Below are 20,984 nucleotides of genomic sequence, written 5' to 3'. Positions count from 1 at the left end.
CAGGTGTCTGCGCCCCACGTTCTGACATCGCCGAAACGGTCATGACCCCTCCCGGCAACACGACGCCACGAGGCTGGCGCCATGCTCTGGAGGATCCGCGTCACGCTGCCCGACCGGCCGGGCACGCTGGCCGCGCTCGCGCGCGAGTGCGGCGCCGCCGGGGTCAACATCCTGACCGTGCAGGTCTTCACACCCGCCTCGGGCACGGTGACCGACGAGCTCGTCGTCCGGTCGCCGGAGGCATGGGCCGAGGAGGACTTCGCACCGCTGGTCGCCGCCGCCGGCGGCACCTTCGGCGTCGCGCTGCCCTGCTCCGAGGCCGCGGTCGTCGACCAACCCACCCGCTACGTCGACGCGGCCCGCGCCGTACTGGCGCAGCCGGCGTCGTTCCCCGAGGTCGTGGCGCGCCTCTTCGACGCCGACACCGAGCCGGCCGACCGGGCCGAGGACGTCATGGAGCTCGCGGTCGGCCCCGCGGTCGTGCAGGTGCGGCGGAGTACGCCCTTCACCGCGACCGAGCACGCGCGCGGCGCGGCCATGGCGCAACTGGTCACCGAGGTCATCGAACGGGTCCGGCCCCCGGAGCCGACGGCGGCGCCCGGCGAGCTCGCGCCGGAGTACGTCGCCTCCGAGGGCACCGTCACGGCGCTCGTCGCGGGTGCCGTGGTCGGCCGTGCGAGCGTCACGCCGGGCGCCGAGGAGGACGCTGCCTGGCAGGTCGACCTCTGGGTCGACGACCGCTGGCAGCGCCGCGGCATCGGACGGCGACTCCTCGCCGACGTCGTCCGCATCGCCCGCACCCGCGACGTCGCCGAGGTGGTGCTGACGGCCCCGGCCACGAGCCGTGCCGTGTTGCCCGTCGTGCTCTCGGCGGGCCTCCGCGGACGCATCCGGATGTCGGGGGACAGCCTCGTGGTCCGCATCCCCCTTGCCGATGTGAAGGCGCCCGCGGTGCGGTCCTAGACTCGCTGCATGGACGTGCCTGAGGTACCCGAGAAGTTCGCCGCGGTCGGTCTCACCTACGACGACGTCCTGCTCCTGCCGGGGCACTCGGACCTGGTGCCGGACGACATCGACACCAGCACCCGGCTCACCCGCGACATCGTCATCAAGTCGCCGGTGGTCAGCGCCGCGATGGACACCGTGACCGAGTCCCGCATGGCCATCGCGATGGCTCGGCAGGGCGGGATCGGCATCCTCCACCGCAACCTGTCCATCCAGGAGCAGGCCTACCAGGTCGACCTGGTCAAGCGCACCCAGACCGGCATCATCTCCAACCCGGTCACCATTGGACCGGAGGCGACGCTGGAGGAGCTGGACCACAAGTGCGGGCAGTACCGCGTGTCCGGCCTCCCCGTCGTCGACACCGACAACCGCCTGCTGGGCATCTGCACCAACCGCGACCTGCGGTTCACCCCCGTCGCGGAGTGGGCCACGACCAAGGTCGACGAGGTCATGACGCCGATGCCGCTGGTCACCGGCCCCGTCGGCATCGACCGCGACGACGCGACCACGCTGCTGCGCCGCCACAAGCGCGAGCGGCTTCCGCTGGTCGACGAGGAGGGCCGCCTCGGCGGACTCATCACGGTCAAGGACTTCGTGAAGTCCGAGCAGTTCCCGCTCGCCTCCAAGGACGAGCACGGCCGGCTCATGGTCGGCGCCGCCGTCGGCTACTTCGGTGACGCCTGGGACCGCGCCACGACCCTGGTCGAGGCCGGCGTGGACGTGCTGGTCGCCGACACCGCCCACGGCCACGTGACGCTGCTGCTGGACATGGTCAAGCGGCTCAAGTCCGACCCCGCCACCCGGCACGTGCAGGTCATCGGCGGCAACGTCGCGACCCGCGAGGGCGCCCAGGCCTTCATCGACGCCGGCGCGGACGCGATCAAGGTCGGGTTCGGCCCCGGCTCGATCTGCACCACCCGCGTCGTCACCGGCTGCGGCGTCCCCCAGATCACTGCGGTGCACGAGGCCTCCCTGGCCGCCGCGCCGGCCGGCGTACCCGTCATCGCCGACGGCGGACTGCAGCAGTCCGGTGACATCGCCAAGGCGATCGTGGCCGGCGCCTCGTCGGTGATGATCGGCTCCATGCTGGCCGGTTGCGAGGAGGCCCCGGGCGACGTCGTGTTCCACCAGGGCAAGCAGTTCAAGGCCTACCGGGGGATGGGCTCGATGGGCGCCATGTCCAGCCGCGGCAAGAAGTCCTACTCCAAGGACCGCTACTTCCAGGCCGAGGTCACCAGCGACGACCAGATCGTCCCGGAGGGCGTGGAGGGCCAGGTGCCCTACAAGGGTCCGCTCGCCGGTGTCGCCCACCAGCTCATCGGCGGCCTGAGCCAGTCGATGTTCTACGTCGGCGCACAGACCATCCCCGAGCTGCAGGAGAAGGGCCGCTTCGTGCGGATCACCTCGGCGTCGTTGAAGGAGTCGCACCCGCACGACATCGAGATGATCATCGAGGCGCCCAACTACCACCGGTGAGGGCGGCCGATACGCTGTCCGGCGTGACGGACATCGAGATCGGCCGAGCCAAGCGTGCCCGCCGCGCGTACTCCTTCGACGACGTCGCGATCGTGCCCTCGCGGCGCACGCGCGACCCCGAGGAGGTGAGCGTCGACTGGCAGATCGACGCCTACCGCTTCGAGATGCCGATCCTGGCGGCGCCGATGGACTCGGTGATGTCGCCGCAGACCGCCATCGCCTTCGGCAAGCACGGCGGCCTGGGCGTGCTCAACCTCGAGGGCATCTGGACCCGGTACGACGACCCCGAGCCGCTGCTGGCCGAGCTCGCCGAGCTCCGGGGCGAGGACGCCACCCGCAAGCTCCAGGAGATCTACACCGAGCCGATCAAGCCCGAGCTGATCACCGAGCGCGTGCGTGAGGTGCGCGAGTCCGGGGTGACGGTCGCCGCGTCGCTGTCGCCGCAGCGCACCAAGGAGTTCGCCGGCACGGTGGTCGACGCGGGCGTGGACATGTTCGTCATCCGCGGCACGACCGTCTCGGCCGAGCACGTCAGCAGCCAGGCCGAGCCGCTGAACCTGAAGCAGTTCATCTACGAGCTCGACGTGCCCGTCATCGTGGGCGGCTGCGCCACCCACCAGGCGGCGCTCCACCTGATGCGCACCGGTGCGGCCGGCGTACTCGTCGGCTTCGGCGGGGGAGCGGCCCACACCACCCGCAAGGTGCTCGGCGTCGCGGTCCCGATGGCATCGGCGGTGGCCGACGTGGCCGCCGCGCGTCGTGACTACCTCGACGAGTCCGGTGGCCGCTACGTGCACGTCATCGCCGACGGCTCCATCGGCCGCTCGGGCGACGTCTCCAAGGCAATCGCCTGCGGCGCCGACGCGGTGATGGTGGGGTCGCCGTTCGCCCGCGCCACCGACGTGCCGGGCCGCGGCTTCCACTGGGGCGCCGAGGCCCACCACCCCGAGCTGCCGCGCGGCGAGCGCGTCCAGTTCGAGCCGGTCGGCACCCTGGAGCAGATCCTGTTCGGCCCCTCCAGCGTCGCCGACGGCACGATGAACCTCGTCGGTGCGCTGCGGCGGTCGATGGCGACCACCGGCTACACCGAGCTCAAGGAATTCCAGCGCGTCGAGGTCGTCGTCGAGTAGGCCCGCCTCGACGCGCCGGGTCGCGGTCAGCCGAGGAGCTGGCGGACGTCGGACGTCAGCTTCTCGTCACGGTGGTTGCTCATGGTCCCGACGGTAGGGGTGGCCATCAAGGCCGAGCGCCCACCAGTCGCAGCGTCAGGTCGGCGTACCAGTCGGCGATGCGGTCGGGGTCCCAGTGGCCGTCCTCGCGGTACCAGCGGGCGATGTCGATGCCCAGGGACAGGATCGCGGTCGTGACGACGCCGGTGTCGGGGACGTCGAAGGCACCCTCGGTGGCGCCCGCCTCGACCACGGTGCGGACCTCGTCCTCGATGGCGAGGCGGATGCGGAGGACCTCCTCGTGGTGCTCGGGGGAGAGGGCGCCGAGCTCGTAGTTCACGATGCGGGCCAGCGTGTGCTCCACGGCGTGGTTGCGGGCGAAGGCGCGCGCGATCTCCCGCAGGCGTGCCGTGGGGTCGGTGGCCGCCCGCGCGGCGTCGCGGACCAGGTCGAGGAAGTGCTGGTGCCCGATGCGGCAGATGGCGAAGAGGAGATCCTCCTTGGAGCGGTGGTGCACGTAGAGCGCCGCCGGGCTCATCCCGGCCGCACCCGCGATGTCCCGGGTCGTGGTGCCGTGGAACCCCTTGGCGGCGAACTCCGCGGTCGCCGCGTCGAGCAGGCGCGCCCGGGTGGCGTCGGAGCGGGACGACGCCGACGGGCCCGGTGAGCGGGACGACATTGCGGATCCGGTCATGGTGACGCTAGCCTGCCGCTAAGCGAGCGCTTAGTCAATCTGTGAGGAGAGCCACCATGTCCGAGAGGTTCGCGGGCTCGACCGCGATCGTGACCGGGGCCAGTCGTGGCATCGGCCTCGCCATCGCCCAGCGCCTGGTCGACGACGGGGCACGCGTGGTCATCACCGGCCGCAAGCCCGACGCCCTCGCGGAGGCCGTGGCCGAGCTCGGTGGCGAGGAGCGCGCCCTCGGCATCGCCGGCCACGCCGACGACCCCGCCCACCAGGACGAGGTCATCGCGACCGCGATCGAGACCTTCGGCAGCGCCGACCTGCTGGTCAACAACACCGGCATCAATCCCGCCTACGGCCCGCTGACCGAGCTGGACCTCGACGCCGCCCGCAAGATCGTCGACGTCAACTGCATCGCGGCCCTGTCGTGGGTGCAGAAGCTCCACCGCGCCTGGCTCGCCGACCACGGCGGATCGATCGTCAACGTCGCCTCCGTGGGCGGCCTCAAGCCCGCCCCGAACATCGGCTTCTACGGCGCCAGCAAGGCGATGCTCATCCACCTCACCGAGGAGCTCGCCGTCGAGCTCGGGCCCGACGTGCGCGTCAACGCCGTGGCGCCGGCGGTGGTCAAGACCAAGTTCGCCACCGCGCTCTACGAGGGGCGCGAGGACCAGGTCTCGGCCGCCTACCCGCTCAAGCGGCTCGGGGTCCCCGACGACATCGGCAGTGTGGTCGCCTTCCTGCTCAGCGGCGACGCCGCGTGGCTCACCGGCCAGACCCTCGTCATCGACGGAGGCCTGACCCTCACCGGGGGCGTGTGATGGACCTGCACGGCAAGGGCGTCGTCGTCACCGGCGCCGGCCGCGGCATCGGCCGGGCCCTGGCCGCCCGCATGGCCGCCGACGGCGCCCGCGTCGTCGTCAACGACCTCGACCCCGCGGCCACGCGCGCCGTCGCCGAGGAGATCGGTGCCACCGCGGTGCCCGGCGACGCTGCCTCCGTCGACGGCGTGAGCGCGCTCGTCGAGGCCGCCCGCGAGGAACTCGGCGCCGTCGACGTGTGGTTCGGCAACGCCGGCATCGACCGGGGCCAGGGGCTCGACGCCGCGGAGGAGGACTGGGCGGCGGCCCACGAGGTCAACGTGATGGCCCACGTGCGGACCGCTCGCCTCCTGGTCCCCGACTGGGTGGAGCGTGGCGAGGGGCGCTACGTCGTCACCGCCTCGGCCGCGGGCCTGCTGACCATGCTCGGGGCGCCGGCGTACTCGGTCACCAAGCACGGCGCGGTGGCCTTCGCCGAGTGGCTCTCGGCGACCTACCGCCACCACGGCGTGGTCGTCCAGGCGATCTGCCCCCAGGGCGTGCGGACGCAGATGCTCAGCAACGCAGGCCCGCTGCAGGAGGTGCTCAGCCGCGACACCGCGCTGGACCCCGAGGACGTCGCGACCGCCGCCCGGCAGGCGCTCGACGGCGAGGAGTTCCTCGTCCTGCCGCACCCCGAGGTCGCCGACTACTACGCCGGCCGGGCCGCCGCCACCGACCGATGGCTGGGTGGCATGAACCGACTGTGGCAACGACTGGAGGATCAGCTGTGAGTGATCAGGAACGGACCGACCCGCCCGGCGTCGACCTCGAACGGCTGCGCCCCTGGTTCGCCGACCACGTCAGTGGTGCCCACGGCGACGCCCTGGCCGCATCGCTGATCACCGGTGGCAAGTCGAACCTGACCTATCGCGTCACCGACGGCGCCCGGGAGTGGATCCTGCGGCGTCCGCCGCTGGGCCACGTGCTGGCCACCGCACACGACATGGGGCGGGAGTACCGCGTCATGTCGGCACTGGCCGACACCGCGGTCCCCGTGCCGACGACGTACGGCTTCTGCGACGACCCGGACGTGCTGGGCGCCGACTTCTACGTGATGGAGGCCGTCGAGGGCACGCCGTACCGGCTGGCCGAGGAGCTGCGCCCCCTCGGCGCCGACCGGGTCCGCACCATGTCGACCGCACTGGTCGACACCATGGTCGACCTGCACCACGTCGACCCGACCGCGGTCGGGCTGTCCGACTTCGGTCGTCCCGAAGGGTTCCTGACCCGGCAGGTCGCCCGGTGGCAGAAGCAGCTCGCCGCCTCGCACTCGCGTGACCTGCCCGACGCCGAACGTCTCCATGCCCGCCTGGAGGCGCTCGCGCCCGACGTCGACGCGACCGCAGTGCCGGGCATCGTCCACGGCGACTACCGGCTCGACAACGTCCTGGTCGATTCCGAGGACCGCCTGCGTGCCGTGCTGGACTGGGAGATGGCGACGGTCGGCGACCCGGTCACCGACCTGGCGCTGATGCTGCTCTACGGCCGCCTGGCCGAGCACGCGGACGAGAACGTCGTCGCGGACGCGACGAAGGCGCCCGGGTTCCTCTCCGAGGCCGAGATCATCGCCCGCTACGACGAGCGCAGCGATCGCGACCTGAGCCACCTCGGCTTCTACCTCGGCCTCGCGGCGTTCAAGCTCGCCGCGATCCTCGAGGGCATCCACTACCGCTACATCCACGGCCAGACCGTCGGGCCGGGCTTCGACAGCATCGGCGACGCGATCCACCCGCTGCTCGCCGCCGGCCTCACCGCACTCAAGGAGAGTTGACACTGATGGACTTCGCGCACGACGACAGGACCGAGGAGCTGCGCACCAGCCTGCTGCAGTTCATGGACGACCACGTCCACCCGGCTGAGCCGGTCTTCGCCGAGCAGATTGCCGCACTGGAGGACCGCTGGGCCTGGGACTCGGTGCCGGTGCTGGCCGAGCTCCGGGCAGAGGCCCGCAGCCGCGGCCTCTGGAACGCCTTCCTGCCCGGCGACCAGGGCGCCGGCCTGACCAACCTGCAGTACGCACCGCTGGCCGAGATCACGGGCCGGTCGGGAGAGCTGGCGCCGGCCGCACTCAACTGCGCGGCGCCCGACACCGGCAACATGGAGGTGCTGTCGATGTTCGGCACCGACGAGCAGCGCCGCCGGTGGCTCGAGCCGCTCCTGGCCGGTGAGATCCGCAGCGCGTTCGCGATGACCGAGCCCGACGTCGCCTCCTCCGACGCGACCAACATCTCCACCCAGATCGTGCGTGACGGCGACGAGTACGTCCTCAACGGGCGCAAGTGGTGGATCACCGGGGCGATGAACCCCAACTGCGAGATCTTCATCGTCATGGGCAAGACCGACCCGGATGCCGACCGCCACCGTCAGCAGTCGATGATCCTGGTGCCGCGGGACACCCCGGGCCTGGAGGTCAAGCGCGGCATGGAGGTCTTCGGCTACGACGACCACGAGCACGGCGGCCACGCCGAGCTGGTCTTCAACGACGTCCGCGTCCCGGCGACCAACCTGATCGGCGAGGAGGGTGGCGGATTCGGCGTGGCCCAGGCCCGCCTCGGTCCCGGTCGGATCCACCACTGCATGCGCTCCATCGGTGTCGCCGAGCGCGCCATCGAGCTCATGTGCGAGCGGGCCGAGGGCCGGGTCGCCTTCGGTCGCCCGATCGCCGACCAGGGCGTGGTGCGCGGCTGGATCGCCGAGTCGCGCGTCAAGCTCGAGCAGCTGCGGCTGCTGGTGCTCAAGACCGCGTGGCTGATGGACACCGTGGGCAACAAGGGCGCGCACACCGAGATCCAGGCCATCAAGATCGCCACCCCGGAGACGGTCCAGTGGATCCTGGACAAGGCGATCCAGGTGCACGGCGCCGGTGGCCTGTCGCAGGACTTCCCACTGGCACGGTCCTACGCCGGCATCCGCACCCTGCGGTTCGCCGACGGTCCGGACGAGGTCCACAAGAACTCGCTGGCCAAGAACGAGATGCGGCGGCAGGCCTCGCAGCGGGGTGCCTGATGGCCGCGTCGAGCGACCTCGCGGCACGGGTCGGTGAGTTCCTCGCCGAGCACGACCCGGCGGCCACCGACCCGCAGGAGTGGCTCGACGCGCGGTACGACGCCGGCCTGGCCTGGGTGCACTTCCCCGAGGGCCACGGTGGCCTCGGGCTGCCCCAGGAGGCACAGTCGGAGGTGAACCGGCTGTTCGCCGAGGCGGGTGCGCCGGACAACCGGTCGACCACCAACGGCATCGGCCTCGGCATGGCCGCACCGACGATCCTGGCCTTCGGCACCGAGGAGCAGAAGCAGCGGTTCCTGAAGCCGCTGTGGACCGGGCGGGAGATCTGGTGCCAGCTCTTCAGTGAGCCCGGTGCCGGGTCCGACCTCGCCGCGATCGGCACCCGCGCGGTCCGCGACGGCGACGCCTGGGTGGTCAACGGGCAGAAGGTGTGGACCTCCGGTGCCCACAACGCCAGCCGCGCCATCCTCGTCGCACGCACCGATCCCGACGTCCCCAAGCACGGGGGCCTGACCTACTTCCTGTGCGACATGACCGATCCGGGCGTCGAGGTGCGGCCGCTGCGCCAGATCACCGGCGAGGCCGAGTTCAACGAGGTGTTCCTCACCGACGTCCGCATCCCCGACGCCGACCGCCTCGGTGCCGAGGGGGAGGGGTGGAAGGTCGCCAACGCCACGCTCAACAACGAGCGGGTCGCCATCGGCGGTCGCGCGATGCCGCGCGAGAGCGGCATGGTCGGCGTGGTCGCGCAGACGTGGCGTGACCATCCCGAGCGGCGTACGCCGGAGCTCCACGACCGTCTGATGCGGCTGTGGGTCGAGTCCGAGGTGGCGCGGCTGACCGGGTCGCGGCTGCGCCAGAAGCTCGCCCAGGGGCAGCCCGGGCCCGAGGGGGCCGCGATGAAGCTCTCCTTCGCACGCCTCGCCCAGCAGCTCAGCGGCCTGGAGTTGGAGCTGCTCGGCGAGGAGGGTCTGCGCTACTCCAGCGAGCCGGGCTGGGAGATGGTGCGGCCCGACGTCGTCGACTTCACCGGCCGCGACGCGGTCTATCGCTACCTGCGCGCGAAGGGCAACTCGATCGAGGGCGGGACGTCGGAGATCCTGCGCAACGTCGTCGCCGAGCGGGTCCTCGGATTGCCGGCGGAACGGCGAGAGGACAAGGACATCCCGTGGAAGGAGCTGCCGAAGTGACCGAGCTGAACCTGCTCGCCACCGACCTGGAGGACGACCTGCGCGCTGCGGTGCGTGACTTCCTCGCCGATCGGTGCGGCACCGCTGCCGTCACTGCGCTCTACGACGGTGACCGGTCCCTGGTCGCCACGGTGCAGCGGGGGATCGCCACCGAGCTGGGCCTCGCCGGGCTGCTCGTGCCCGAGGAGCGCGGCGGCACCGGCGCGACTGCGGTCGAGGCCGCCGTCGTCCTGGAGGAGCTGGGTCGGGCGGTCGCGCCGACGCCGTTCCTCACCAGTGCCGTCATCGCCACGACGGTCCTGGGACACAGCACGCACGACCTGGTGGACGCCCTGGCCGTGGGGGAGAGCACCGCTGCGCTGCTGGTGCCGCTGTCGACCGCGCCCCGCGCGCCGTTGCCGTCGGTGGCCCGTGAGGACGCAGGGCTGCGGGGATCGGTGACCAGCGTCGCCGGGGTGCTCGAGTCCGACCGGCTGCTCGTGCCCGTCGCGGCCGACGGTGGGATCGACCTCCACCTCGTCGCGACCGCGGACGCCACGGTGACGCCGGTGGTCTCGCTGGACATGACGCGCCAGCTCGCCGACGTCGAGCTGGACGGGGTGCACGGCGAACTGGTGCTCACCGACGCCGAGGCGTCGATCCGCGCCGGTCTCCGGGCGGGAGCGGCACTGCTCGCCTCCGAGCAGCTCGGGGTCGCCCGTTGGTGCCTGGAGGCGACGCTCGCCCACCTGAAGGAGCGGCGCCAGTTCGGCCGGGTCGTCGGCGGCTTCCAGGCCCTCAAGCACCGTCTCGCCGACCTGTACGCGTCGGTGGAGTCCGCGGCCGCCGCCGCACGGTACGCCGCCGCTGCCCTCGCGGCCGAGGACGCCGATGCCGATGTCGCGACCGCGCTGGCACAGGCCTACTGCAGCGACGTCGCCGTGACCGCAGCGGAGGAGGCGGTGCAGCTCCACGGTGGTGTCGGGATGACCTGGGAGCACCCGGCGCACCTCTACCTCAAGCGTGCGAAGGCCGACCAGATCGCGCTCGGGACGCCCGGCGCCCACCGCGCCGCGCTCGCGGGGATGGTCGACCTGCCGGCCTGATCGCGGGCATGTGGCATTGTTTGGCCGGCCCGATTGCTCCCCCCAGACACAACCGGACCGGCCAACGCCGTTGATTGTCGCAAGTTCGGACAGCGCTGTCCACAATTTCGCCCCAGGAGTCAGGAATCGTCCTGTTCATCCCACCGATCTAAGGTGCTTCAGTGTCACCCGACCAGAAACGATCGAAGTTCGACATCCGTCGGGAGGCGACTCGGCGCTCTCTCCTCGCGCTCGGTTTCGAGCGCTTTCCCACCAAGGGGTATGCAGCCACCAGTATCGAGGACATCCTGCGCGACAGCGGCCACGGTCGCGGCGGCTTCTACTTCCACTTCGCCAACAAGGAGGAGTTCTTCCTCGCGGTGCAGGACTACCGCGACGAGGTCCGTGGGGAGTGGTGGGAAGTCGTCCGCGACCCCGCCCTCATCACCATCGAGGAGGTCGTCGCAGCGACCTTCGCCCGACTCGCAGGGGTCGTGCCCACCCCGAACCCGTGGGGACTGCTGCTGGCGGAGTTCTGGCAGTCGGTGAAGCACAACGAGCACCACGTCGCGGCCATCCGGACCTTCTACCAGGGCTGGCAGAGGGAGCTGGTCCGGTTCTGTGAGGAGCTGGCTGCTCGCGGCTTCCTGCGCACCGACATCCCGCCCACGGCGTGCGCGGAGATCCTGCACGCCGTGGTCGAGGGCCACGAGATCCACGCGCAGGTCTACGCGGTGGACATCGGGGGCATGGTCGACACGGTCGTCCGGTTGCTGCGTCCGTGATCGCCAACCATTGACAACCTAGAACTTGTTCTAGGAATCTGGTCGTCCCTCGACGATCAGGAGGTCGGCCGTGTCCGACGCCCCGCCCCCGGCAGACCTCGCACTGCAGCGCACGAGCCGCGACGCCGACGGCGTACGCGTGGCGCTCGAGGAGTGGCTCGCCGGCGTGCTCCCGCCGGGTGCCGGCCCTCGCGTGACCCTGCACGAGGGCGTCGACAGCAACGGGATGTCCAGTGAGACCGTCGTCCTCGACGTGGCGTGGCTGCACGACGGCGCGCCCCGGGTGGGGGAGTACGTCGTCCGCGTCGCGCCCGCCGCCGCGGACGTCCCGGTCTTCCCCGACTACCGGCTCGACGACCAGTACGACGCGATGCGGCTCGCGCGCGAGCTCACCGACGTGCCCGTGCCGCGGGTGCGCTGGCTCGAGCCGACCGGCGACGTCCTCGGCACGCCGTTCTTCTTCATGGACCGGGTGCCCGGGCGGGTCCCACCCGATGTCCTGCCCTACACCTTCGGCGACAACTGGTTCGCCGACGCGACCGCCGTGAACCGGGGACGACTGCAACGCGCCACGGTCGAGGTCATCGCCCGACTGCACGGGATCCCCGAGGCGCCGGAGCGGTTCGCCTTCCTCGACCCGGCGAGGGGCGGACACGACGGGGACACCGTCCTGGCGCGCAACCTCGCGCGGACCCGTGCGTGGTACGAGTTCGGCGCGCAGGGGCTCGGCCGCTCCCCACTGGTCGAGCGCGGACTCGCCTGGCTGGCGGCCAACGAGCCCGCGACCGACGCGCCCGTGCTGTGCTGGGGGGACGCGCGGATCGGCAACGTCCTCTACGACGGGTTCGAGCCCGCGGCCGTCCTCGACTGGGAGATGGCCACGCTCGGGCCACGGGAGATGGACCTCGCCTGGCTGGTCTTCGCCCACCGGGTCTTCGACGAGATCGCGACCGCGCTGGGACTGCCCGGGCTGCCCGACGTGCTGCGGCCCGACGACGTGGTGGCGGCGTACGCCGACCGGACCGGTGTCACCGTCGGCGACCTCACCTGGCACCAGGTGCACGCCGCGGTGCAGTGGTGCTGCGTCTTCCTCCGCACCAGCGTGCGGCAGGTGCACTTCGGCGAGATCGAGCAGCCCGAGGACGTGGAGAGCGTCTACCACCACCGGCCGCTCGTGGAGCGGCTGCTCGAGGAGGTGGGCGCCTGATGGGCGTCTACGACGCGATCGGTCCCACCGACGAGTACCCGGTCCACCAGGCGGCCGCGCCGATCGCCCGCCCGGTCCACACCGACACCAACTTCTACGACCGGTGCTACCTCAACGCCCACGACCGCACCGGCGACCTCTTCCTCGTCACCGGCATGGGGTTCTACCCCAATCTCGGCACCAAGGACGCCTTCGTCCTGCTACGGCGCGGTGCGGAGCAGACGGCGGTGCACCTCTCCGATGCGCTCGACCCCGGCGAGGACCTGCTCGCACAGCGGGTCGGCGGCTACCGGGTCGAGGTCCTCGAGCCGTTGCGGCGGGTGCGCATCGTGCTGGAGGAGACCGAGGGCGTGGCGCTGGACCTCACCTGGACCGGGGCCTTCCCGGTGCTGCAGGAACAGCGCCACCTGCTGCTGCAGGGCTCGCGCACCACCCTGGACGCCCAGCGCTTCGCCCAGGTGGGCAACTGGGCCGGCACCATCCTCGTCGACGGCGAGGAGCTCTCCGTCGACGAGGACACCTGGTGCGGCACCCGTGACCGGTCCTGGGGCATCCGGCCGGTCGGCGAGGCGCCGGCGCCGGGACGTCCGGCGGCGCCGGAGTTCGGCGGCATGTGGTGGGTCTACGTGCCGCTCCAGTTCGAGGACTTCGCCGTCGTGGTGATCATCCAGGAGGAGCCCGACGGCCACCGCAGTCTCAATGACTGCCACCGGGTGTTCGCCGACGGGCGCGTGGAGCAGCTTGGCTGGCCCCGCGTCGACGTCCGCTACCGGCCCGGCACCCGCACCCCGACCGGAGCGACGCTGCACTGCACCCTGCCCGACGGCGAGCCGTTCACGGTCGAGGTGGAGTGCCGGCTGGACGTGCCGCTGCACGTCGGTGGCGGCTACGGCGGCGACCCGGACTGGACCCACGGCACCTGGCGGGGTGCGGGATTCACCGAACGCCGCACCTACGACCTGACCCACCCCGACGTCGCGGGCCGGTTGATGTTCGGCGTGACCGACCACGTGGCCCGCGCGACGGCGTACGGCGCCGGGCTGGCGGGTGCCGAGGGCTGGGGGATGTTCGAGCACGGCCCGCTGGGCCGCCACGACCCCAGCGGCTTCGCCGACTGGTTCGACACTTCCGGAGGAACACCATGAACCTGGACCGCGAGACCTTCTACATCGACGGCACGTGGGCGGCCCCCGCGACCGACGCCGTGCTCGAGGTCGTCTCTCCGCACAGCGAGGAGGTCGTCGCCCGGGTGCCGGCGGGGTCGCGGGCCGACATCGACACCGCGGTCGCCGCCGCTCGTCGCGCCTTCGACGAGGGGCCCTGGCCACGGATGACGCCGGAGGAGCGGATCGAGGTGGTCGCGACCTTCTCCGCGCTGTATGCCGCCCGGTTGGGCGACATGGCCGAGGTGATCTCGACCGAGATGGGCAGCCCGATCACGTTCAGCAACCTCGCGCAGTCGCCGGCGCCGTGGATGCAGGTCGAGGCGTTCCTGGGCATCGCGCGGGGGTTCCCCTGGGAGGCGACGCGGCCCGGTGCCCTCGGCGGGGACGTCCTGGTGCGCCACGAGCCGGTGGGGGTCGTCGCGGCGATCCCGCCGTGGAACGTGCCGCAGTTCACCGTGATGTCGAAGGTGGTCCCTGCGCTGCTCGCGGGCTGCACGGTCGTGGTGAAGCCGGCGCCGGAGAGCCCGCTGGACTGCTACCTGATGGCCGAGCTCTTCGCCGAGGCCGGACTGCCGCCCGGCGTGGTCAACTTCGTCGCGGCGGGTCGGGAGGTGGGGGAGCGCCTGGTCGCCCACCCGGGCGTGGACAAGGTGGCCTTCACCGGTTCGACCGCCGCAGGGCGCCGTATCGGTGCGGTCTGCGGTGAGCAGCTCAAGCGCTGCTCGCTCGAGCTCGGCGGCAAGTCGGCAGCGATCGTGCTGGACGATGCCGACCTCGACGCGGTCGTGGAGGGGCTGAAGTTCGTCGGGTTCATGAACTCCGGCCAGGCCTGCGTCGCGCAGACGCGGGTCCTGGTCAGCCGCTCCCGCCACGACGAGGTCGCCGACGCGCTGGGCGAGATGGCCGCCGCGCTGGTCGTGGGCGATCCGCTCGAGGAGGCCACCGAGATCGGACCGATGGTCGCGCAACGCCAGCAGGAGCGGGTGCGGGGCTACATCGGCACCGGGCAGTCCGAGGGGGCCCGGCTGGTGGCCGGCGGTGACGGGATGCCCGAGGGTCTCGACCGGGGCTGGTACGTCCGCCCGACGGTCTTCGCCGGCGTCGACAACGGCATGCGCATCGCGCGGGAGGAGATCTTCGGGCCGGTGTTGTCGGTGATCGGCTACGACGACGTCGAGGACGCCGTACGGATCGCCAACGACTCCGACTACGGGCTCGCCGGCACCGTGTGGACCGCCGACCAGGACGCCGGCCTCGACGTCGCCCGCCGGGTCCGGACCGGCACCTACGGCGTGAACACCTACACGATGGACTTCGCTGCCCCGTTCGGCGGCTTCAAGGCCTCGGGCATCGGGCGCGAGTTCGGTCCCGAGGGGCTGGCGCAGTACACCGAGCTCAAGTCGGTCTACCTCACCGTGCCCGACCTGGGCTGACCCGTCGGTGGTGCGGGTGGGCCGCGCTACTGGGCGAACGGGTCGGGCAGGGCTCCGGGGAGCCGGGCGAGGAGCTCCCGCGCCCGGGCGGCGTGCTTGTGCTCCACGAGGATCTCGTACTTCGTGGCCACGACCTGGGTGACGGAGGAGAAGTCGCGCTGGCCGCGGGTGAAGGCGTAGCCGATCAGTGCCCACACCAGGCCGAAGGTGGCGCCGATGAAGGCCGTGCTCAGCAGCACCTGCCAGGTGCTGGAGGTGGTGAAGAGCGCGAAGATCAGGCCGACGAAGATGCCGAGCCACAGGCCCGAGACGATGCCGCCGACGGCGACCCTGCCCCAGTTGAGCCGTCCGGTGATGCGCTCGATGCGCTTGAGGTCGGTGCCGACGATCATCAGGTGCTCGACCGGGAACTCCTCGTCGGAGAGGAAGTCGACGCTCTTCTGTGCCGCTGCGTAGTCGTCGTAGACGGCGAGCGACTGCGGGAACTCCAGCGTCAGGGGCGAGCCGGGGCGTGCGCCCGGGGTCGACATGCTCATGCCGCCCAGTATGCCCGAGTCGTCGGCACCCGGACCGGCGTCGAGGATCCTGTCGTGGCCGCCGATCTTGGCGATCGACACACTTGACATCGCGAATCTTTGTGTAAACCACCACAATTGCTACCGATGGGTAGTCCGGGTGACTGCGCTCACCTACGCTGGGAGGATGAGCGCTTCCGATCCCACCTCCGGCGGTCCCCTCCTCGACGGTCCGCACGACCCCGAGCACGACCCGACCGCGTCGTACGCCCTGGAGCCGGAGTACGTCGAGCGGCTCACCAGTCGCATCCTCGCCACCACCGGCGAGACGAAGGTCGCCGAGTCGCCGATGAACGGCGCCCCGCTGGCCCACATCCCGCAGTCCAGCGCCGCCGACGTCGAGGAGGCGTTCCGCCGGGCGCGCGCCGCGCAGGCGGTGTGGGCCCGCACGCCGCTGGACCAGCGTGCGGAGGCCCTGATGCGGCTGCACGACATCGTGCTCGACCGTCAGGACGAGATCCTGGACCTGATCCAGCTCGAGTCCGGCAAGGCGCGCAAGCACGCCTTCGACGAGCCGCTGCACATCGCGCTCACGGCCCGCTACTACGGCCGCACCGCCCACCAGCACCTCGACACCGAGCGCAAGGCCGGCATCGTGCCCGGCCTGACCCGCGTCGAGGTCAACCGCATCCCCAAGGGCGTCGTCGGCATCATCTCGCCGTGGAACTACCCCTTCACCATGGCCCTGTGCGACGGCCTGCCCGCCCTGCTCGCCGGCAACGCGGTCGTCACCAAGCCCGACGCCCAGACCATGCTCTCCGCGCTGCTCGGTGCGCAGATGCTGGAGGAGGCCGGCTTCCCGCGCGACCTGTGGCAGGTCGTCGCCGGCCCCGGTCGTGAGCTCGGTACGCCGATCATCGACCGGTCCGACTACATCTGCTTCACCGGCTCCACCGCGACCGGCAAGATCATCGCCAAGCAGTGCGCCGAGCACCTCATCGGCTGCTCGCTCGAGCTCGGCGGCAAGAACCCGATCCTGGTGCTGCGCGACGCCGACATCGAGAAGGCCGCCGAGGGCGCCGTCCGGGCCTGCTTCTCCAACGCCGGCCAGCTCTGCGTCTCCACCGAGCGCATGTTCGTCGCCGACCAGGTCTACGACCGGTTCATGGAGCGCTTCGTCGCCCGCATCGAGGCGATGACGCTGGGCGCCTCGACCGAGTGGGGCGTGGACATGGGCACGCTGATCTCGGCCGACCAGCTCGAGACCGTCACCGCCCACGTCGAGGACGCCAAGGACAAGGGCGTGCGCGTGCTGACCGGCGGCTCGCCGCGGCCCGACCTCGCGCCGTACTTCTTCGAGCCCACCGTGCTCGAGGGCGTCAACCCGGAGATGACCTGCTTCGGCACCGAGACCTTCGGCCCCGTCGTGTCGGTCTACCGCTTCCACGACGAGGCGGACGCCATCGCCCGCGCCAACGAGGGCGAGTACGGCCTCAACGGCTCGATCTACAGCCAGGACGGTGACCGCGCCCGCGCGATCGCCAAGCAGATCAAGTGCGGCACGGTGAACATCAACGAGGCCTTCGGCGCCACGTTCGCCAGCATCGACGTCCCGATGGGCGGCATGCGCGAGTCGGGCATGGGGCGCCGCCAGGGCAGCGAGGGCATCCTGCGCTACACCGAGCCGCAGTCGGTCGGCACCCAGCGCGGCATCCGCTTCGCGCCGATGTTCGGGATGTCCGATGAGGCCTACGCCAAGCTGATGACCGCCAACATGCGCCTGATGAAGAAACTGGGGCGTGCCTGATGGGCGAGCACTTCGACCACGACGTCCTCATCATCGGGTCCGGCTTCGGCGGGTCCGTCTCGGCGCTGCGGCTGACCGAGAAGGGCTACCGCGTCGCCGTGCTCGAGGCCGGTGCCCGCTTCGCCGACGACGACTTCCCAGAGACCTCGTGGGACCTGAAGAAGTACCTCTATGCCCCGGACGTCGGCTGCTACGGCATCCAGCGCGTGGACATGATCTCGGACTGCATGATCCTCGCCGGTGCCGGCGTGGGCGGCGGGTCGCTGGTCTACGCCAACACCCTCTACGAGCCGCTGCCCGCGTTCTACCGCGACCCCTCGTGGGCGCACATCACCGACTGGCGCTCCGAGCTCGCGCCGTACTACGACCAGGCCAAGCGCATGCTCGGCGTCGTCGAGTACGCCGGCATGACCCCCTCGGACGAGATCATGAAGTCCGTCGCCGACGACATGGGCGTGGGTGACACCTTCCATCCGACCCCCGTCGGCGTGTTCTTCGGCGGCCCGGACCAGCGTCCTGGCGAGGAGGTCGCTGACCCGTTCTTCGGCGGGGCCGGCCCACGACGCAACCCCTGCCACAACTGCGGCGAGTGCATGACGGGCTGCCGCCACAACGCCAAGAACACCCTGGTCAAGAACTACCTCTACCTGGCCGAGCAGCAGGGCGCGGTGGTGCACCCGCTCACGACGGTGACCCGGGTCCGCCCCCTGGCCGGCGGCGGCTACCGCGTCGACGCCCGGTGGACCAAGGCCAAGCTCTCGCGTGGCACCGCGGTCACCAGCTTCACCGCCGAGCAGGTGATCTTCTCCGCGGCCGCCCTGGGCACCCAGAAGCTGCTGCACAAGCTCAAGGCCACCGGCGACCTCCCCGAGATCTCCGACCGCCTGGGCTACCTGACCCGGACCAACTCCGAGTCCATCCTCGGCGCGATCGGTCCCTCCGGTGCCGACGTGGACTACACCGAGGGCGTGGCGATCACCTCCTCGTGGCACCCCGACGAGCACACCCACATCGAGCCGGTGCGCTACGGCAAGGGCAGCAACGCGATGTCGCTGATCCAGACCGTGCTGACCGACGGCGACGGGCCGGGCCCCCGCTGGAAGACCTGGTTGAAGGAGCTGTGGCACCAGCGTCGCCGCGTCCGCGACCTGTACGACGTCAAGCACTGGTCCGAGCGCGTGGTGATCGCGCTGGTGATGCAGTCGCTGGACAACTCCATCACCACCTACCCGCGCAAGATCGCGGGCAAGTGGTTCCTGTTCTCTCGTCAGGGACACGGCAAGCCCAATCCGACGTGGATCCCGGCCGCCAACGAGGCGATCCGCCGGATCGCGGACAAGATGGGCGGCGACGCGCTGGCCGGGGGCTCGGTGGGGGAGCCGTTCAACCGGCCGCTGACCGCCCACTTCATCGGTGGCTGCACCATCGGCGAGACCCCCGAGACGGGGGTCATCGACGGCTACCAGCGGATGCACAACTATCCCGGCCTGCACGTGGTCGACGGCTCGGCCATCTCGGCCAACCTGGGCGTCAACCCGTCGCTGACGATCACGGCCCAGGCCGAGCGGGCGATGGCCTACTGGCCCAACAAGGGTGAGGCGGATCCCCGCCCGGCGCCGGGGGCGGCGTACGAGCGGATCGAGCCGGTCGCACCCGCCTCACCGGCGGTCCCGCAGGACGCTCCCGCGGCGCTGCGGCTGCCCATCGTCGAGGTCAGCTGACCGCTCCGTCGGGCACTGGTGCCACATCGTCCGGATTTGCTCGACACGGCACGTAACCCGCTCAGTCATGGCTCGTTGGTGCCAGTGAAGGGCCCGGGGATCACAGCTCCCTCCCGAGAACCGGGCCCCGTCCAGGCACTGTCCAGCAGTGGCGTGGACAACCAGGGCCCGACCACCCTCCCTCCCCGGTCGGGCCCTGGTGCGTTTCTCCGCCCCGGGCCGGTGCCCACGCCGCGTCGAGGACCCCGCTGCCCGCTCGATAGGCTGCGGCCATGACGGCGCCCGACACTGTGTCCACCCCCACCGGACACGACCTGGTCCTGGTGGTCGACTTCGGGGCGCAGTACGCCCAGCTGATCGCGCGACGCGTCCGCGAGGCACGGGTCTACTCCGAGATCGTGCCCCACACCATGCCGGTCGCCGAGATGCTGGCGAAGGAGCCGAAGGCGATCGTGCTGTCCGGTGGCCCCTCCTCGGTGTACGCCGACGGCGCCCCGGGCATCGATCCCGCTCTCTTCGACGCCGGCACTCCCGTCTTCGGCATGTGCTACGGCTTCCAGTTGATGGCCCGGGGGCTCGGCGGGGAGGTCTCCGCCACCGGCGCGCGGGAGTACGGCCGCACCGCGGTCCGGGTGGGTGAGCCCGGCACGCTGCTGGCCGACATCCCGGCCGAGCACACGGTCTGGATGTCCCACGGGGACTCCGTCACGGCGGCGCCCGCGGGGTTCGACGTACTGGCCGCCACCGACGTGACGCCGGTCGCGGCGTTCGAGTCGACCGAGCGGCGGATGGCGGGCGTGCAGTGGCACCCCGAGGTGCTGCACACCGAGCACGGCCAGCAGGTGCTGGAGCACTTCCTGCACCACATCGCCGGCTGCCGGCCGACCTGGACGATGGTCAACATCGTCGAGGAGCAGGTGGCCGCGATCCGGGCGCAGATCGGCGACCGCGGCCACGCGATCTGCGGCCTGTCCGGCGGCGTGGACTCGGCGGTGGCCGCGGCGCTGGTGCAGCGTGCGATCGGTGACCGGCTCACCTGTGTCTACGTCGACCACGGCCTGATGCGGCAGGGCGAGTCCGAGCAGGTCGAGCGGGACTTCGTCGCCGCGACCGGCGCGGACCTGCGCATGGTCGACGCCGAGAAGCAGTTCCTGGACGCGCTGGAGGGTGTGAGCGACCCGGAGCAGAAGCGCAAGATCATCGGGCGCGAGTTCATCCGCACCTTCGAGGCCGCCGAGGCCGACGTCCTGGCGGGTTCGGTGACCGGGGAGGGCGCGGAGAAGGTGGCCTTCCTGGTGCAGGGCACGCTCTACCCGGACGTGGTGGAGTCCGGTGGCGGTGCCGGCACCTCCAACATCAAGTCCCACCACAACGTCGGTGGCCTCCCCGACGACCTGGAGTTCGAGCTGGTCGAGCCGCTGCGGACCCTGTTCAAGGACGAGGTGCGCCTGGTGGGGGAGCAGTTGGGCCTGCCGCCGGAGATCGTGTGGCGCCACCCGTTCCCCGGCCCGGGGCTGGGCATCCGCATCGTCGGTGAGGTCACGCGCGAGCGCTTGGACATCCTGCGGGCCGCCGACGCCATCGCCCGCGACGAGCTCACCCACGCCGGCCTGGACCGTGTCATCTGGCAGTTTCCCGTGGTGCTGCTCGCCGACGTCCACTCGGTCGGCGTGCAGGGCGACGGCCGCACGTATGGCCACCCGATCGTGCTGCGGCCGGTGACCAGCGAGGACGCGATGACCGCCGACTGGGCGCGGGTGCCCTACGACGTGCTCGAGCGCATCTCGACCCGGATCACCAACGAGGTGGCCGAGGTCAACCGGGTGGCGGTGGACATCACGTCCAAGCCCCCCGGCACCATCGAGTGGGAGTGACGAGAGCGAGGGACGAGC

Annotated in this window: 18 protein-coding genes; 16 read left to right on the top strand and 2 right to left on the bottom strand. The window is 71.4% G+C overall.

The genetic code is table 11. The features are described from left to right. Positions 1 to 81: 81 nt before the first annotated feature. Genes KUV85_RS09485 through KUV85_RS09475 form a run of 3 tightly spaced genes read left to right on the top strand, consistent with a single transcriptional unit; the run spans position 82 to position 3,611 of the window. On the top strand, positions 82 to 963 hold the full coding sequence (locus KUV85_RS09485; RefSeq protein ID WP_219962887.1) for a GNAT family N-acetyltransferase: 882 nt from the start codon (positions 82 to 84) through the stop codon (positions 961 to 963). A 9-nt stretch (positions 964 to 972) separates the two neighbouring features. Continuing rightward, positions 973 to 2,481, top strand: a complete 1,509-nt coding sequence (gene guaB, locus KUV85_RS09480; protein WP_219959645.1) for an IMP dehydrogenase — start codon at positions 973 to 975, stop codon at positions 2,479 to 2,481. A gap of 23 nt (positions 2,482 to 2,504) precedes the next feature. After that, the gene (locus KUV85_RS09475) at positions 2,505 to 3,611 is read left to right on the top strand and encodes a GuaB3 family IMP dehydrogenase-related protein (RefSeq protein WP_219959644.1); all 1,107 of its coding nucleotides are present in this window, start codon (positions 2,505 to 2,507) and stop codon (positions 3,609 to 3,611) included. Positions 3,612 to 3,717: 106 nt separating this feature from the next. Here the strand turns inward: KUV85_RS09475 and KUV85_RS09470 are convergent, their stop codons facing one another. Continuing rightward, a complete protein-coding gene (locus KUV85_RS09470; RefSeq protein ID WP_219959643.1) occupies positions 3,718 to 4,344 on the bottom strand; it encodes a TetR/AcrR family transcriptional regulator in 627 nt (208 codons plus the stop codon). A gap of 56 nt (positions 4,345 to 4,400) precedes the next feature. Between KUV85_RS09470 and KUV85_RS09465 the strand changes: the two genes are divergently transcribed. The 10 genes from KUV85_RS09465 (at position 4,401) to KUV85_RS09420 (ending at position 15,049) form a co-directional block, all read left to right on the top strand. Further along, complete coding sequence (locus KUV85_RS09465; RefSeq protein WP_219959642.1) at positions 4,401 to 5,156, top strand: SDR family oxidoreductase; 756 nt, start codon at positions 4,401 to 4,403, stop codon at positions 5,154 to 5,156. Continuing rightward, on the top strand, positions 5,156 to 5,929 hold the full coding sequence (locus tag KUV85_RS09460) for an SDR family oxidoreductase (protein ID WP_219959641.1): 774 nt from the start codon (positions 5,156 to 5,158) through the stop codon (positions 5,927 to 5,929). Before KUV85_RS09465 ends, KUV85_RS09460 begins: the two co-directional genes overlap by 1 nt. Then, positions 5,926 to 6,969 carry a phosphotransferase family protein gene (locus KUV85_RS09455; protein ID WP_219959640.1) on the top strand — a complete coding sequence of 348 codons (1,044 nt, stop codon included), beginning with the start codon at positions 5,926 to 5,928 and terminating at the stop codon, positions 6,967 to 6,969. Before KUV85_RS09460 ends, KUV85_RS09455 begins: the two co-directional genes overlap by 4 nt. A 5-nt stretch (positions 6,970 to 6,974) precedes the next feature. Further along, the gene (locus KUV85_RS09450) at positions 6,975 to 8,204 is read left to right on the top strand and encodes an acyl-CoA dehydrogenase family protein (RefSeq protein ID WP_219959639.1); all 1,230 of its coding nucleotides are present in this window, start codon (positions 6,975 to 6,977) and stop codon (positions 8,202 to 8,204) included. Then, positions 8,204 to 9,394 (top strand): acyl-CoA dehydrogenase family protein, encoded by a 1,191-nt coding sequence (locus KUV85_RS09445; RefSeq protein ID WP_219959638.1) that lies wholly within the window; start codon positions 8,204 to 8,206, stop codon positions 9,392 to 9,394. The genes KUV85_RS09450 and KUV85_RS09445 overlap by 1 nt, the downstream gene beginning before the upstream one ends. After that, entirely contained in the window at positions 9,391 to 10,479 is a 1,089-nt protein-coding gene (locus tag KUV85_RS09440) for an acyl-CoA dehydrogenase family protein (RefSeq protein ID WP_219959637.1), read from the top strand. The genes KUV85_RS09445 and KUV85_RS09440 overlap by 4 nt, the downstream gene beginning before the upstream one ends. 161 nt (positions 10,480 to 10,640) lie before the next feature. Then, positions 10,641 to 11,243, top strand: a complete 603-nt coding sequence (locus tag KUV85_RS09435; protein ID WP_219959636.1) for a TetR/AcrR family transcriptional regulator — start codon at positions 10,641 to 10,643, stop codon at positions 11,241 to 11,243. Positions 11,244 to 11,313: 70 nt separating this feature from the next. Beyond that, positions 11,314 to 12,450: a phosphotransferase family protein gene (locus tag KUV85_RS09430; protein ID WP_219959635.1), complete on the top strand. Its 1,137-nt coding sequence runs from the start codon at positions 11,314 to 11,316 to the stop codon at positions 12,448 to 12,450. Then, complete coding sequence (locus KUV85_RS09425) at positions 12,450 to 13,595, top strand: hypothetical protein (RefSeq protein WP_219959634.1); 1,146 nt, start codon at positions 12,450 to 12,452, stop codon at positions 13,593 to 13,595. Before KUV85_RS09430 ends, KUV85_RS09425 begins: the two co-directional genes overlap by 1 nt. Continuing rightward, positions 13,592 to 15,049, top strand: a complete 1,458-nt coding sequence (locus KUV85_RS09420; protein ID WP_219959633.1) for an aldehyde dehydrogenase — start codon at positions 13,592 to 13,594, stop codon at positions 15,047 to 15,049. The genes KUV85_RS09425 and KUV85_RS09420 overlap by 4 nt, the downstream gene beginning before the upstream one ends. Positions 15,050 to 15,075: 26 nt before the next feature. On the opposite strand, the gene KUV85_RS09415 is transcribed toward KUV85_RS09420, so the two are convergent. After that, positions 15,076 to 15,579 (bottom strand): general stress protein, encoded by a 504-nt coding sequence (locus KUV85_RS09415; protein ID WP_425299403.1) that lies wholly within the window; start codon positions 15,577 to 15,579, stop codon positions 15,076 to 15,078. Positions 15,580 to 15,751: 172 nt separating this feature from the next. On the opposite strand from KUV85_RS09415, the gene KUV85_RS09410 reads away from it, so the two are divergent. The 3 genes from KUV85_RS09410 (at position 15,752) to guaA (ending at position 20,966) form a co-directional block, all read left to right on the top strand. Further along, positions 15,752 to 17,371 (top strand): succinic semialdehyde dehydrogenase, encoded by a 1,620-nt coding sequence (locus tag KUV85_RS09410; RefSeq protein ID WP_219959631.1) that lies wholly within the window; start codon positions 15,752 to 15,754, stop codon positions 17,369 to 17,371. Continuing rightward, positions 17,371 to 19,092, top strand: a complete 1,722-nt coding sequence (locus tag KUV85_RS09405; RefSeq protein WP_219959630.1) for a GMC oxidoreductase — start codon at positions 17,371 to 17,373, stop codon at positions 19,090 to 19,092. The genes KUV85_RS09410 and KUV85_RS09405 overlap by 1 nt, the downstream gene beginning before the upstream one ends. Positions 19,093 to 19,364: 272 nt before the next feature. Beyond that, positions 19,365 to 20,966, top strand: coding sequence for a glutamine-hydrolyzing GMP synthase (gene guaA, locus KUV85_RS09400; RefSeq protein ID WP_219959629.1), 1,602 nt, complete (start codon positions 19,365 to 19,367; stop codon positions 20,964 to 20,966). Positions 20,967 to 20,984: the final 18 nt, after the last annotated feature.

The sequence above is a fragment of the Nocardioides panacisoli genome, assembly GCF_019448235.1.
GTDB lineage: Bacteria > Actinomycetota > Actinomycetes > Propionibacteriales > Nocardioidaceae > Nocardioides > Nocardioides panacisoli_A.
Note: the sequence above shows the minus strand (reverse complement) of the source record. Positions and strands in the feature narration are given on the sequence as shown.

What these genes read in the sequence shown, in the direction of transcription:
- KUV85_RS09485 (WP_219962887.1), top strand. Translation starts at nt 82, where the DNA reads ATGCTCTGGAGGATCCGCGTCACGCTGCCCGACCGGCCGGGCACGCTG.
- KUV85_RS09460 (WP_219959641.1), top strand. Translation starts at nt 5,156, where the DNA reads ATGGACCTGCACGGCAAGGGCGTCGTCGTCACCGGCGCCGGCCGCGGC.
- KUV85_RS09445 (WP_219959638.1), top strand. Translation starts at nt 8,204, where the DNA reads ATGGCCGCGTCGAGCGACCTCGCGGCACGGGTCGGTGAGTTCCTCGCC.
- KUV85_RS09470 (WP_219959643.1), bottom strand. Translation starts at nt 4,344, where the DNA reads ATGACCGGATCCGCAATGTCGTCCCGCTCACCGGGCCCGTCGGCGTCG.
- KUV85_RS09425 (WP_219959634.1), top strand. Translation starts at nt 12,450, where the DNA reads ATGGGCGTCTACGACGCGATCGGTCCCACCGACGAGTACCCGGTCCAC.
- KUV85_RS09420 (WP_219959633.1), top strand. Translation starts at nt 13,592, where the DNA reads ATGAACCTGGACCGCGAGACCTTCTACATCGACGGCACGTGGGCGGCC.
- KUV85_RS09405 (WP_219959630.1), top strand. Translation starts at nt 17,371, where the DNA reads ATGGGCGAGCACTTCGACCACGACGTCCTCATCATCGGGTCCGGCTTC.
- KUV85_RS09465 (WP_219959642.1), top strand. Translation starts at nt 4,401, where the DNA reads ATGTCCGAGAGGTTCGCGGGCTCGACCGCGATCGTGACCGGGGCCAGT.
- KUV85_RS09410 (WP_219959631.1), top strand. Translation starts at nt 15,752, where the DNA reads ATGAGCGCTTCCGATCCCACCTCCGGCGGTCCCCTCCTCGACGGTCCG.
- guaA (WP_219959629.1), top strand. Translation starts at nt 19,365, where the DNA reads ATGACGGCGCCCGACACTGTGTCCACCCCCACCGGACACGACCTGGTC.
- KUV85_RS09415 (WP_425299403.1), bottom strand. Translation starts at nt 15,579, where the DNA reads ATGTCGACCCCGGGCGCACGCCCCGGCTCGCCCCTGACGCTGGAGTTC.
- KUV85_RS09450 (WP_219959639.1), top strand. Translation starts at nt 6,975, where the DNA reads ATGGACTTCGCGCACGACGACAGGACCGAGGAGCTGCGCACCAGCCTG.
- guaB (WP_219959645.1), top strand. Translation starts at nt 973, where the DNA reads ATGGACGTGCCTGAGGTACCCGAGAAGTTCGCCGCGGTCGGTCTCACC.